This window comes from Kitasatospora sp. NBC_01287, from assembly GCF_026340565.1.
GTDB lineage: Bacteria > Actinomycetota > Actinomycetes > Streptomycetales > Streptomycetaceae > Kitasatospora.
The window spans coordinates 6,563,006-6,575,287 of the sequence record NZ_JAPEPB010000001.1 but is presented as its reverse complement, the minus strand read 5'-3'; the positions used below and the strand labels follow the sequence as shown (position 1 = coordinate 6,575,287).

Here is a 12,282-nt window from a genome sequence, read left to right as displayed (position 1 = left end):
CCCGTCAGCTCTGGTCGTCCTGCGGGCGCTCGTCGCTCCAGCGCGGGTCGGTGCGCCACTCCTCGTTGCGCTCGCGGGCGATCCGCAGCGCCTCGCCCGCCTCCTCGCGGCTCTGGTAGGGACCGAGCCGGTCCTTGGCCGGGCACTCCGGGCCCTCCTCGACCTTCTGGTGCTTGAGGCAGTAGTACCACTCGCCCGGTTGCCCAGTACCGCTCCGCTTGAACAGCGCCATGAGTTCCTCCTCGTCCGGTCCTACTGATCATTCCCGGCAGCGCCTTCGCACACACTGCCGGGGCGGCCGGAGGCGGGCGATAGACTCGCCGCCATGGCTCATCTCGTTCCCGGCATCCAGTCCCCCACTCGCAAGGTCCCGGCGCACATCGCCCGGCCGGAGTACGTCGGCAAGCCCGGTCCGACGCCCTACACGGGTCCCGAGGTGCAGGACGCCGAGACGATCGAGAAGATGCGGATCGCCGGCCGGATCGCCGCGCAGGCGATGGCGGCGGCCGCCGAGCTGATCGCCCCCGGTGTGACGACCGATCAGCTCGACGCGGTGGCCCACGCCTACATGTGCGACCACGGCGCCTACCCGTCCGACCTGGGCTACCGGGGTTTCCCGAAGTCGATCTGCACCTCGATCAACGAGGTGATCTGCCACGGCATCCCGGACTCGACCGTGCTGCGGGACGGCGACATCGTCAACATCGACGCCACCGCCTTCATCCACGGTGTGCACGGCGACCTCAACGCCACCTACCTCTGCGGCGAGGTGGACGAGGAGTCGCGGCTGCTGGTCGAGCGGACCCGGGAGTCACTCGACCGTGCGATCAAGGCCGTCAAGCCGGGCCGCCAGATCAACGTGATCGGCCGGGTGATCGAGTCCTACGCCAAGCGCTTCGACTACGGCGTGGTGCGCGACTTCACCGGCCACGGGATCAACACCTCGTTCCACTCCGGCCTGATCATCCCGCACTACGACAGCGACCGGGCCACCCAGGTGATCAAGCCCGGGATGACCTTCACCATCGAGCCGATGCTCACCCTGGGGACCTACGACTACGAGATCTGGCCGGACGGCTGGACCGTGGTCACCAAGGACCGCAAGCGGACCGCCCAGTTCGAGCACACCCTGCTCGTCACGGCGGACGGCGCCGAGGTCCTCACTCTGCCGTGAGGCCGTGCCCCCGCGGCGGAGCGGCGGCCGATCAGGTCGGTTCAGGCCAGGCCAAGCCAGGTCGGTTCAGGCCGGGTCAGCCGATCAGCCACTGCTCCTCCGCGACCGCGCCCACCTCGGTGCAGGCGTCGGTGAGCACGTCCAGCACCCGCAGCGGGTCGGGCAGCGGCAGCTCGGGCCCGCGCAGCCAGCTGACCCCCGAGCCGTCCGGCAGCGCGGCCGGCGGCAGCAGGGTGTAGGAGCCGCGGCAGTGCCAGCGCAGGCCCGGATGCTCGGAGACGGTGTCCGGGTGGGTGTCCAGCGCGCTCGACCACCACTCGTCCTCGTCCTCCGGGGTGCCCCTGGTGGCGGTGAAGAAGAGGTAGCGCTCCTCACCGACAGCGGCGACCGGCCCCTCCACGCCCAGCGCGGTGAGCCGGTCGAGCGCGAGGCGGCCGGCCTCGGCCGGGACGTCCAGCACGTCGTGGGCGCGGCCGGTGGCGGTGATGAAGTTGGCCTGCGGATCGCGGGAGAGCCAGCGGGTCAGCTGCTCGACGTCGGTGGTCGCCTGCGACTGCCAGGCGAAGGAGACCGGGTGCTGGGCGGGAGCCGGACAGCCGACCCGGTCACAGGAACAGCGGTGACCCGCCGGATGGGCGGCCGGGGCGAGCGGGAAGCCCGCCCGCACGGCGCCGAGCAGCAGTTCGAGCCGGGCGGCGGAGGAAACCTGGCCGCCTGCGTCCGACCCGGGGCGCTGCCGATCGCGTCGCTGCCACCACGTCGTCCACCTGCTGCTGGTTTCCATCGGGCCCCTTTCGCACGGCTGCGCCTGGTGCGGCACAGCGTCGACGCAACTACGGACGCAAACGCCCGGAGCTGCCCGCGACTTCCCGGGGTCACCGGACGGCCGGGCGGGGCCGCTGACCCGGGCTGGGCCCGAGGGCGTACAGAGCAGGATAAGGGAGCATCCGGGCGGCCCGGACCGGGGGGTGTTCGGGCCGCCGCGTTTGGGCCGGCCGGTCCGAAGTGCGAAGCTGGCCGGATGAGGAGCGCGGAGACGGAATTCATCGGCGGGCCGCTGGACGGCCGGGTACTGCCGGTCTACCTGAGCCCGTTCAGCGCGGTGCCCAAGCTCTACAAGGTGCCGGTGCCCGCGCACGGCGAGGAGCCGGCCCGGACGCTGGTGTACGCCCGAGCCAAGCGGTACAGCTCCAAGGGGCGGCCGCGCTGGGTGTACGAGTACCAGGCGCCGCCGGCGGAGCGGCCGGTCGCGGAGCCGGAGCCCCGGCAGACCGACGGGGAGTGAGTCACCCCTCCTCGGCCAGGATCAGGTAGAGCTTCTTCCTGGCCTCCACCAGCACCGCGAGCCCCTTGGTCCGCTGCTCCTCGGTGCCGGTGGCCATCACCTGGCGGATCGCGTGCTCCACCGAGGCCAGCGCCTGGCCGACCTCCTGCACCGCCTCCCAGTCGACGCCGCGCCCGGCCTCCTGCCAGGGCTCGGCCGCCCCGGCCTCGGCCTCGGCGCGCCCCGCCCCGGTGAGCGTGAACAGCCGCTTGCCGCCGGTCTCCTCGGCCTCGATCAGCCCCTCCTCCTCCAGCAGTTGGAGGGTCGGGTAGACCGACCCCGGGCTGGGCCGCCAGGCCCCCGAGGTCCGCTCACCGATCTCGGTGATCATCTCGTAGCCGTGCATCGGGCGCTCCTTGAGCAGCGCCAGCAGCGAGGCCCGCACGTCGCCGCGCCGGGCCCGACCGCCGTGCCGCCCGCGACCGCGGCCGCCGCGGCCGCCGAAGCCGCCGCGGAAGCCGCCGCCGAACGGCCCGCCGAAGGCACCGCCGCCGGGCGGGAACGGCGGCCCGAAGGCCCCGCGCTGCTCGGCGAACTCGCCGGGGATCCGGTCGAAGGGGCGACCGCCCTCGCGGCGGCCGCGGCCGCCGCCCGGTGTCATCTGCATGCGCATGATGCGCACCACCTCTCTGGTTCCGCGGGCCGACGCCGTCGACCCGCCTCGGCCGACGAAGCGCTCACGAGATCTCGCGAGCTACCTCCGTACGGTCTCGATGCTTCGACGATATATCGGTAACTATCGCTCGTCAACGCTTCCCGAGCACGGCTGCCACGTGGCCGGCCGCTGAAGCAGGCGGCACCGGGCGGTTTCGCGCGGAGCACGGGGCACAACTCGCAGTCACCCAGCGGCGGCTCCCCGGCCCACGCCCCCGCGGCCGCTACGGTGGTGGGCATGGCCGGTGAAACAGACCTCCAGAAACTGCTCGCGGACCTGCGCCCCGTGCTCAACCCGGGCCGCTTCGTCTTCTGCACCTTCACCGGGCGGGTGCCCGCCGGGCTGCGGCCCGTGGTGACGGTGGCCGAGGCCGAGGGGGTGACGGCCGTGGTCGAGCAGGAGGAGGCCGACGGGCTGGGCCTGGCGTACGACTACGTGGCCGCCTGGATCACGCTGCGGACCCACTCGGCGCTCTCGGCGGTCGGTCTCACCGCGGCGGTGGCCGGCCGGCTGACCGAGCACGGGATCAGCTGCAACGTGGTGGCCGGGTTCCACCACGACCACCTCTTCGTCCCGGCCGCACGGGCGGAGCAGGCCCTGGGCGAACTGCGGCGGCTGGCGGACGACAGCGCCTGACCTCGGGCCCCTGACCGGCACGGCTGCGCCCCGCCCCGCCCCGCCGACCCCCCGCCGGGAACCGGCCGGTAGGCTGCGCCTTCTTTGACCGGACGGCAGCAAACGGGGGCGGGCAGCATGCGGATCGGCAAGGGGCAGAAGGTCGCGGCGGGACTGATAGCGGTGGCTGCGGCCGGGACGCTGACCGCCTACGGGATCGCGGGCAGCGGGCACGGCTCGGCCTCGGCCCAGAGCGGCACCGTGACGGTGGCCGACGGTCCCACCCTGAGCACCGCGACCGACGCCGGCACACCCGGCGACTCGCCCAGCCCCTCCGCCAGCGCCTCGCCCAGCCCCTCCGCGAGCCCCTCGGCCTCGGCCTCCGCGTCCGCGTCACCGAGCCGCTCGGCCTCGGCGAGCCCCTCGCACACCGCCTCGCGCAGCCCCTCGCCGAGCGCCAAGGCCCCCTCACCGACGGCCGGCCCGACCCAGAACAACGCGGCCCCGGCCACCGCCGCCGTGCCGTCCACCAAGCCGCAGGCGCCCGCCACCGCCGCTCCCGCGCCGACCGCCAAGCCCGGCCCGGTCGCCCCGCCGCCACCGCCGGTCGCGCCCGGCACTCCGCCGCTGCAGAGCAGTTGCAAGCCGTCGTTCAACGGCAGCAACGCCGCCAACGGCGCTGTCGCCGCCGCGATCACCGCCGCCGCGGGCAAGTCCCGCACGCTCACCCTGAGCAGCGGCGGCACCGACAAGATGCCGCCGCTGCCGGTCAACCTGGTCAAGGCGGTCGGCTGGCAGGAGAGCGGCTGGCAGTCGGCCATCCTGGCCTGCGACGGCGGGATCGGCACGATGCAGATCATGCCCGCCACCGCGCCCTGGATGAACGGCAAGTTCGGCACCACCAACGACGTCCAGACGCTGGCCGGCAACACCGACCTCGGCGCCGAACTGCTGGACGAACTGGTCGCGTACTACGGCGACTCCGACTTCGGCGGCAAGTACGACCTGGCGCCCGACCCGGTCACCGGCAAGAACCCGCTGCTCGACCTGGTCATCGCCGCCTACAACGCGGGCGCGGGCAACGTGCACTACAACACCGTCACCGACCCGACCACCGGCGTCACCACCGGCAGCTCGGTGATCCCCAACCCCGGGTACGTCGCCAGCGTCGAGGCGCTGATGACCAACTGCTCCTGCCTGAGCCAGTAGACGGGCCGGGCGGCCCGGCGACCGCGGTCGCGGCTGAGGGTCACTGCTGAGGGTCACTGCTAAGGGTCACGACTGAAGGCCGCGGCCGGCAGCCGCGGTCACGGCCGGCGGCGCAGCACCACCACCTGGTCCCGGTCGTAGACCACCGCGTACCGCGTGCCCGGGTGCAGTTGCGTCCCGTACCCGGGCAGGTCGGTCGGCCCGCCCGACCAGCCGAGCATGTCGATGCAGAGGTACGTCGGCGCCTGCGCCCTGCTGCCGCCCAGCCAGAAGGCGTCGTCCCGGGCCGCGAGCCGGGCCAGCGGCCCGAGCGAGGCCTCCACCGTCACGTTCGGCGGGACCGCGGCGATCGCGCCGCGGATCGCCGCCGCGTGGGCACCGCCGCTCCAGGCGCCCGGATCGGCCAGCCCGCCGAACCCGACCGGCAGGCTCACCACGCAGGCCACCCCGATCGCCGGGACGGCCGGCACCATGCCCTCGGCGAACCCCTTGAGCCGGGAGGAGTCGGCGGCCCTGATCCGGGCGATCGCGTCCACCAGGGCCAGGAAGATGATCGGCATCAGGGTCGCGTTGTAGTGCCAGTCCGGGCCCCAGAACATCGGGTTGGCGGAGCCGAACCGCCAGGCCAGGGTGGGCAGCGCGATCAGCAGCAGCGGCGAGCGCAGCGCGAGGAAGCCGACGATGGCGAAGAGCCAGCCGACCGTCTTCCACACCGTCAGGCGGGTGAACGGGCCGCTGAGCACCTGCCAGAGCTCGGGGTGCTCGCCGCCCGGCAGCTTGGACCAGTAGTCGAACTGGTGGCCGGGGTTGAAGTGCGGGATCAGCAGCAGGATGGTGAGCGCCGCGAACGCCACCCCGAAGAAGGCCAGCACCGCACCGGTGTACCAGCGGCGCCCGCTGACCACCAGCACCGCGCCGACGGCCGCGGCCGTCAGCCCCAGGTCCTCCTTGACCAGCACCAGCGGCATCGCCCACCAGGCGGCCTTGTCCCACTCGCGCAGCAGGAGCTGACGGCACACCACCGCGAGCAGCGGCACCGCGAAGGCGATCTCGTGGAACTCCGCGTCGATCGCCCGCTGCAGCCCCCAGGAGAGGCCGTAACCGGTGCCGATCAGCAGGCCGCGGCTGGTCGACCCGCCGAGCACCCGGGCGGCGGTGTCCGAGACCACGCCGACCGACCAGGCGAAGAGCGCGGCCTGGGCGACCAGCAGGGTGGCCGCCGAGGGGACCACCCAGTAGAAGGGGGCGAGCAGCGCCAGGATCGGCGACCAGTGGTCGCCCAGCGCGTTGAAGCCGGGTCCCTTTATCGACACGATCGGCGCGTGGAAGTGCGCGTAGCCCTTGACCACTTCGGTGAAGATGCCGAGGTCCCAGGAGGGCGAGCCGAAGCGCTCGTAGCGGACCAGCGCGAGCACGCAGTACGCGAGGAGGAAGGCCAGCGCGAGCGCGAGGTGCGGCGCGCTCCTGGCGAGCCGGCCCGCGCCCTGCGCGCGGGCGGCCCGCGCGACCCGGGCGGCGCGACCCCAAGCGGGGACCCGCTGGATCGGGATCGCGCTCTCGCGTGTCTCCGCCATATCGGCCCCTCCGCTTGGGTGTACGAAAGAGGCACGGTATCGCGGACCCCCTCGAACGCCGCAGAGACCCAGAGGGCAGTCGCTCACTTCCACCCGTCGGGGCACGCTCTAGGCTGGATGCCATGCCTGCCTCGCCGCCGCCCGCCGTGCTCCGGATCGTCTCCCGCTCCTCCCCGATGGCCCTGGCCCAGGTGGAGCGGTTCCGCACCGAACTGGCCGTACTGCAACCGGGGATCCGCACCGAGGTGGTCCCCGTCACCACCGCCGGCGACCGCTGGACGGGCGCCCTCTCGGCGCTCGGCGGCAAGGGCGCGTTCACCAAGGAGGTGGACGCCGCGCTGCTCGCGGGCGAGGCCGACGTCGCCGTGCACTGCGTCAAGGACGTGCCCGCCGACCGGCCGCTGCCGGCCGGCACCGTCTTCGCCGCGGTGCTGCGCCGCGACGACCTGCGTGACGCCTTGGTGCACCCCGGTGGGCTGAGTCTCGACCAACTGCCGCCTGGGGCCAGGATCGGCACCTCCTCGGTCCGCCGGATCGCCCAACTGGCCCTCAGCCACCCGCACCTGGTCTGCGTCCCGATGCGCGGCAACGCCAACAGCCGGCTGGCGAAGCTGGCGGCGGGCGAGGCGGACGCGCTGCTGCTGGCCGCCGCCGGCCTGGCCAGGATCGGCGAGCAGGCGCGGATCAGCGAGGTGCTGAGCCTGGAGACGCTGTGCCCGCCGATCGGCGCCGGAGTGCTCGCCCTGCAGTGCCGCGAGGACGACAGCGCCACCATCGAGGCGGTACGCGGACTGAACGACGAGGCCGCCTGGCGCGAGACCACCGCCGAGCGGATGTTCCTGCACGTGCTCCAGGGCCACTGCAACAGCCCGATCGCCGGCTACGCGCGCGCCGAGCGGGACGGCCGCCTCTCGCTGCGCGGCCGGGTCTTCACCCCCGACGGCAAGACGGTGCTGGACGCCCACGAGTGGGCGGGACCGCTCGACCCGGCCACGCTGGGGACCTCGGTGGCGGTGGCGCTGCTGCGGCAGGGGGCGCGGGAGCTGATCGACAACATCCCGCACTGAGCGTCCCGCGGCGGGCGGCACGCGGTGGGCGGCACGCGGTGGGCGCGCGCCCCGCGCGCTACTCCCGCTCGCGCCGGCTCTCCTCCGCCTGTTCGGCCACGCCCGCCTCGTGACCGGCGATGTAGACCCGGCGCACGAAGTCCGCGGCCTGTTCCTGGGTCAGGTCATCGGTCAATGTCATCAGCTCGTCGGTGAAGCGGATCAACCAGTGCTGTCGGTGTGCCATGCCTTCCATGACACACCGTCACCACCCGCCCCGCGCGCGCTGTCACCCGTTCGGGGGTTCGAGCACCGAACGGTCCGTGGATCCGGAAGACTGGCCGCGACGCCCGTCCGAGAGGAGCTGCCGATGCCGATGGCCCAGCACATCCACGACACCCTGACCGCCTACCTGGCCCGCCACCCCGAGGAGGCCGCCGAGCTGACCCCCGCCCTGTCGCTGGCCGTCGCGCGGGACACCGAGCTGGCCGAGCACTTCACCGTCAGCACGGCGGTGCGCGCCCCCGAGGACGAGGTCCTCTACCTGCACCATCGCGACCAGGCGGCCTGGCTGCTGCCCGGCGGCCACCTGGACCCGACCGACCCCTCGCTGCTCGCCGCCGCCGAACGCGAGCTGGCCGAGGAGACCGGCATCGACAGCGCGGTGCCCGCCAGTGCCCTGCCGGTCGACTTCTTCCGCTACACCAGCCGCCTCACCGGCCGCACCGCCTACCACGCCCGCTTCGCCCACACCGTGGAGAGCCGCCTCGCCTGCCGACTGCAGGAGACCGAGGTGACGGCGGTGCGCTGGGTCCCGCTGGCCGAGCTGCCGGACGACCGCCTGCGCGATCGGTTGAGTACGATCTGACGCAGGTGGTGGCGGGGCACCGGTCCCGGCCGCTCACCGCTCACCGCCTACCACTCACCGCGCACGGGGCCTCAGCCCAGGTGCGCACGCCGGAGGTAGAGGTCGCGGAGCAGCCCGATCTCGGCGCCGTGGTGCAGCACTTCCTGGTTGACCCACCAGACGACGTCCAGGAACGCCTCCTCCGGGTCACCGCCGTACGGGTAGCCGCACCGGCCGACCTCGTCGAGGGCCGCGTCGTCGGCGTCGAGCAGGGCCGCCCGCCAGGCCTCGACCCCGGCCTCGAAGGCGGCGATCGCGCCGGCGGCATCGCCGTGGAAGCGGTACTCGTCCCGGGTCAGCGCGCGGCTGCCGTTGGTGTGGTCGGCACGGAGGGCGAGCATCTCGGCGAGGTGGCCGAGCCGCCAGGCGATCGTGGTGAACGGCGGCGGCACCGGATGCGGGCCGGGCGCCGAGTCGCGTCCCCAGTCACCCGCGCCGACCAGCAGCGTCGCACCCACCCCCGGCCCGTCGGCGTGGCGACGGATCGACCAGCAGTCCGGCACCGGCTCCCAGCGGTGCTCGGCGTCGGTCATCGGCCCGACCGCGACCTCGACACCGTTGCCGCTGTTCAGCACGGGCCCCGCCATGCGCTGGAGCAGACGCGTGCAGCCGAAGTCGAACTCCTCCAGCAGCGGGGCCAGTCGGGCGGGAAGCTCCATCAATTGCTCCTGGATCGGGTGCGCCGGCGTGACCGCCCGCACTCTGCCACGGACAATCGGCCGCCGCATCCGACTTTCCGACGCCGCTCGGTCCCACCAGAACCCCCAACTCCGTTGGCCGAGCGGCCGGAAGCTGGATGGCCGACAGATCGGTCAGGCGGTAACCCTAGGGTGTGGGTATGTCAGACAAGTACGCACACGTCGAACGCGAGCGCCGCTTCCTGCTCGCAGGCCCGCCGCCGCCGGACGTCGTGACCGCGACCCGGCGGATCACCGACCGCTATCTCGACGGCACCCGCCTGCGGCTGCGGATCATGGCGGACCTGGCCGAGCCGGAGCCGGTGCGCAAGCTCACCCAGAAGATCCCGGCCGAAAAGCCCGGCCCGGTCCAGGGGTTGATCACCACCACCTACCTGTCACCCGGCGAGTACCAGGTGCTGGCCGTGCTCCCGGCCGCCGTGCTCACCAAGACCAGGCTCAGCGTGCCGCCGCTCGGCATCGACCTCTTCGACGGTCCGCTGCTCGGACTGGTGCTCGCCGAGGTGGAGTTCGACACCGACGAGGCGGCCCTGGCCTTCCAACCGCCCGGGGCCGCGGTGGCCGAGGTGACCGGCGATCCGCGCTTCACCGGCGGACGGCTGGCCAGGGCCGGGCGGGCCGAACTGCTCGACTGGCTCGCCGAGTACGGCCTCGAACCCGGCGAGCCGGCATGACGCGCGTGCTGCTGCTGGACGCCGCGCCGGACGAACTGCTCGGCCGGGAACTGGAGCGGCTGCTCGGCCACGGCCTCTCCCTCACCCTCAACCTGCGCCGGATACCCGCCGCCGAACGCCCGGCGGTGCGCGCGGCGTGGGGCGGGCGGGTGGCGTTCACCGATCTCGATGCCTTCGACGAGCGGGCGCTGATCGCCGCCACCGTCGACGGCGGTCGCGGGCACGCCGCCGTCAAGTCCCGTTCGGGGCCGCCGCTGCGCGCCGCCTTCCTCGCGGCGGCCACCGATCCGGCGCTGGCCCAGCCACTGCGGGTGATCGCCCGCGCCGGGGCCGGCACCGACCACGTCGAACTGCCGGCCGCCACCGCGCACGGCGTCACCGTCACCCACACCCCGGGCTCCAACGCCGTCGGGGTCGCGGAGTTCGCGCTCGCCCAGCTGCTCACCCTGACCCGCGGCCTGCTGGGCCACAACCAGGTCGCGCACCAAGGCTCCTGGCCGTCGAGCGTGACCCCGGCGGTGGAACTCTCGGAGCTCAGCCTGGGCATCGTGGGCCTGGGCCTGATCGGGCGGGAGCTCGCCGAGCGGGCAGCGGCGCTCGGCATGACGGTCCGCGGCATCGGCCGCGACGGCGACCTGTCCGCACTGCTGAGGACGAGTCAGGTCCTCTCGCTGCACCTGCCGCTCACCGCCAGGACCCACGGGCTGATCGGCCGGGCCGAGTTGGCGCTGCTGCCCCCCGGCGCGATCCTGCTGAACACCGCGCGCGGCGGCATCGTCGACGAGCAGGCGCTGGCCGACGCGCTGCGCGACCCCGCCCATCCGCTCGCGGCGGCCGCCGTGGACACCTTCGCGCACGAGCACGCGGCCTTTGCCTCACCGCTCTTCGGCCTGCCGAACGCGCTGCTCACCCCGCACGTGGGTGGCCTGACCCGAACCGCCATGGCCACGGCCGCACTACGCTGTGCCGACCACCTGGCCGCCCTGCTCGCGGGACGTCCGGAGGGCGTGCCGACAGTCAATTGACGTACCGTCAGATCTCCGAGGGCCGACGCCAGGTCAGGAGACCCCGCAGAACCGCAGCACCGCGGCGGTCCCGGCGGCCGCCAGCACGACCGCCAGGAAGGGGGCCTTGCGCCAGGCCAGCACCCCGCCCACCAGCACGCCGAGCGGACGGGCCGGCCCGACCACGCCGTGGCCCTCGAAGAGCGCGGTGGTCGCCACCAGCCCGGCGAGCAGCACCACGGCAGCGGTCTCCAGCAGGCGCTCCACCCGGGGTGGGAACCGCAGGCGGCTGCGCAGCAGCGGGCCCGCCAGGCGGAAGCCGTAGGTGCCGGCGGCCAGGGTGAGCGCGGCGGCGATCAACTCGGGTCGTCCCGTCACGCGTCGGCCCGCCCGTCGGTCTCCTGGCCGGCGGCGGCCCGCTCACCGCCGGCCGGCCCGTCGCCGGCCCGCGCCGGGGAGGGCGCCGGGATCGCCAGTCCCACCAGCGCCAGCAGCACCGGCAGTCCGGTCGGCAGGAAGGGCGTCGTGGCCACCGCCACCGCGGCCCCGACCAGCACCGGACGCCGCTTGGCCCGGTCGCGCAGCGCGGGCAGGATCAGCGCCAGCAGCACGGCGGGGAACATCGCGTCCAGCCCGAGCGCGTCGGTGTCGTGCACCGCCGAGCCGAGCAGTGCGCCCAGCAGCGCCCCGGTCGGCCAGGCGACCAGCATCCCCAGCCCGCAGGTCCAGTACGCGGCCCGTCTGCGCTCCGGGTCCTGCTGGGCGAGCGCGAAGACGACCGACTCGTCGTTCATCACGTGCGAGCCGATCAGCCGCCGCCACCCGCGCCCCACCGCCTCGGAGACCGCCAGCCCGAACGGCAGGTGCCGCGCGTTGACCAGCAGCCCCGCCAGCACGGCCGCGATCGGGCTGCCGCCCGGTCCGACGATCCCGATGAAGAGGAACTCCGATGCCCCGGCGATCACCAGGGTCGCCATCATCACCGGCAGCCAGACCGGGAACCCCCCGGCGACGGCGATCGCCCCGTAGGACACCCCGATCACCCCGACCGCCAGGCAGACCAGAGCGATGTCGCGCAGCAGCGCGCGGTCGAGCACCCCCACCGTCGATCGCATACCGCGCACCCTACTCGCGCGACCTCCGGGCACCCGGACGGGGTCAGCGGTCGGCCCACCAGGCAGCCGCCGCGCAATCGCCATACCTCGAAATGGTCCTTGGCCCCAAGGATCAGAGGCGGGATCTTCGGAGCCGCGGGGGAGACAGGACGCGTGGTGGCGGTGGGCATGGCGCGTAGTCACTGCCAACAATCGCTTGCTCAAGACGACTTGGCCGCCCCTACAAACCCTCTCATTCGAGGGATTCCCCTGCCGATCACCGCGCCAGGACGAAATCGACGTCCACC

The 12,282-nt window shown here is 73.7% G+C and carries 16 protein-coding genes; 8 read left to right on the top strand and 8 right to left on the bottom strand.

The window, feature by feature from the left end; all coding sequences use genetic code 11:
- Window positions 1-4 precede the first annotated feature (4 nt).
- Window positions 5-232 (bottom strand): hypothetical protein, encoded by a 228-nt coding sequence (locus OG455_RS28690; RefSeq protein WP_266298586.1) that lies wholly within the window; start codon window positions 230-232, stop codon window positions 5-7.
- Between the two features lie 93 nt (window positions 233-325).
- Here OG455_RS28690 and map point away from each other — a divergent pair, with 93 nt between their 5' ends.
- Entirely contained in the window at window positions 326-1,174 is an 849-nt protein-coding gene (gene map, locus OG455_RS28685; RefSeq protein WP_266298584.1) for a type I methionyl aminopeptidase, read from the top strand.
- Between the two features lie 76 nt (window positions 1,175-1,250).
- On the opposite strand, the gene OG455_RS28680 is transcribed toward map, so the two are convergent.
- Window positions 1,251-1,958, bottom strand: coding sequence for a bifunctional DNA primase/polymerase (locus tag OG455_RS28680; RefSeq protein WP_266298582.1), 708 nt, complete (start codon window positions 1,956-1,958; stop codon window positions 1,251-1,253).
- Window positions 1,959-2,195: 237 nt separating this feature from the next.
- On the opposite strand from OG455_RS28680, the gene OG455_RS28675 reads away from it, so the two are divergent.
- Window positions 2,196-2,459, top strand: a complete 264-nt coding sequence (locus tag OG455_RS28675; protein ID WP_266298580.1) for a hypothetical protein — start codon at window positions 2,196-2,198, stop codon at window positions 2,457-2,459.
- A 1-nt stretch (window position 2,460) separates the two neighbouring features.
- Here OG455_RS28675 and OG455_RS28670 read toward each other — a convergent pair whose 3' ends face one another.
- Complete coding sequence (locus OG455_RS28670; RefSeq protein ID WP_266298578.1) at window positions 2,461-3,111, bottom strand: PadR family transcriptional regulator; 651 nt, start codon at window positions 3,109-3,111, stop codon at window positions 2,461-2,463.
- A 279-nt stretch (window positions 3,112-3,390) separates the two neighbouring features.
- Between OG455_RS28670 and OG455_RS28665 the strand changes: the two genes are divergently transcribed.
- Both OG455_RS28665 and OG455_RS28660 read left to right on the top strand, forming a co-directional pair.
- A complete protein-coding gene (locus OG455_RS28665; RefSeq protein WP_266298576.1) occupies window positions 3,391-3,789 on the top strand; it encodes an ACT domain-containing protein in 399 nt (132 codons plus the stop codon).
- A 117-nt stretch (window positions 3,790-3,906) separates the two neighbouring features.
- Window positions 3,907-4,977, top strand: a complete 1,071-nt coding sequence (locus OG455_RS28660; RefSeq protein WP_266298574.1) for a transglycosylase SLT domain-containing protein — start codon at window positions 3,907-3,909, stop codon at window positions 4,975-4,977.
- Between the two features lie 98 nt (window positions 4,978-5,075).
- Here OG455_RS28660 and OG455_RS28655 read toward each other — a convergent pair whose 3' ends face one another.
- Entirely contained in the window at window positions 5,076-6,551 is a 1,476-nt protein-coding gene (locus OG455_RS28655) for a DUF2079 domain-containing protein (protein WP_266298572.1), read from the bottom strand.
- A 122-nt stretch (window positions 6,552-6,673) separates the two neighbouring features.
- On the opposite strand from OG455_RS28655, the gene hemC reads away from it, so the two are divergent.
- Window positions 6,674-7,618, top strand: a complete 945-nt coding sequence (gene hemC / locus OG455_RS28650; RefSeq protein WP_266298570.1) for a hydroxymethylbilane synthase — start codon at window positions 6,674-6,676, stop codon at window positions 7,616-7,618.
- Window positions 7,619-7,676: 58 nt separating this feature from the next.
- Here the strand turns inward: hemC and OG455_RS28645 are convergent, their stop codons facing one another.
- Window positions 7,677-7,844 (bottom strand): hypothetical protein, encoded by a 168-nt coding sequence (locus OG455_RS28645; RefSeq protein WP_266298568.1) that lies wholly within the window; start codon window positions 7,842-7,844, stop codon window positions 7,677-7,679.
- 123 nt (window positions 7,845-7,967) lie between these two features.
- Between OG455_RS28645 and OG455_RS28640 the strand changes: the two genes are divergently transcribed.
- Window positions 7,968-8,465: an NUDIX domain-containing protein gene (locus tag OG455_RS28640; RefSeq protein ID WP_266298566.1), complete on the top strand. Its 498-nt coding sequence runs from the start codon at window positions 7,968-7,970 to the stop codon at window positions 8,463-8,465.
- A 71-nt stretch (window positions 8,466-8,536) separates the two neighbouring features.
- Here OG455_RS28640 and OG455_RS28635 read toward each other — a convergent pair whose 3' ends face one another.
- Window positions 8,537-9,163, bottom strand: a complete 627-nt coding sequence (locus OG455_RS28635) for a DinB family protein (protein ID WP_266298564.1) — start codon at window positions 9,161-9,163, stop codon at window positions 8,537-8,539.
- 179 nt (window positions 9,164-9,342) lie between these two features.
- Here OG455_RS28635 and OG455_RS28630 point away from each other — a divergent pair, with 179 nt between their 5' ends.
- On the top strand, window positions 9,343-9,876 hold the full coding sequence (locus tag OG455_RS28630; protein WP_266298562.1) for a hypothetical protein: 534 nt from the start codon (window positions 9,343-9,345) through the stop codon (window positions 9,874-9,876).
- Window positions 9,873-10,901: a D-isomer specific 2-hydroxyacid dehydrogenase family protein gene (locus tag OG455_RS28625; protein WP_266298560.1), complete on the top strand. Its 1,029-nt coding sequence runs from the start codon at window positions 9,873-9,875 to the stop codon at window positions 10,899-10,901. The genes OG455_RS28630 and OG455_RS28625 overlap by 4 nt, the downstream gene beginning before the upstream one ends.
- Window positions 10,902-10,934: 33 nt before the next feature.
- Here the strand turns inward: OG455_RS28625 and OG455_RS28620 are convergent, their stop codons facing one another.
- Together OG455_RS28620 and OG455_RS28615 are read right to left on the bottom strand one after the other, a co-directional pair.
- On the bottom strand, window positions 10,935-11,258 hold the full coding sequence (locus OG455_RS28620) for an AzlD domain-containing protein (protein ID WP_266298558.1): 324 nt from the start codon (window positions 11,256-11,258) through the stop codon (window positions 10,935-10,937).
- On the bottom strand, window positions 11,255-11,995 hold the full coding sequence (locus OG455_RS28615) for an AzlC family ABC transporter permease (protein ID WP_266298556.1): 741 nt from the start codon (window positions 11,993-11,995) through the stop codon (window positions 11,255-11,257). Before OG455_RS28615 ends, OG455_RS28620 begins: the two co-directional genes overlap by 4 nt.
- Between the last annotated feature and the right edge of the window lie 287 nt (window positions 11,996-12,282).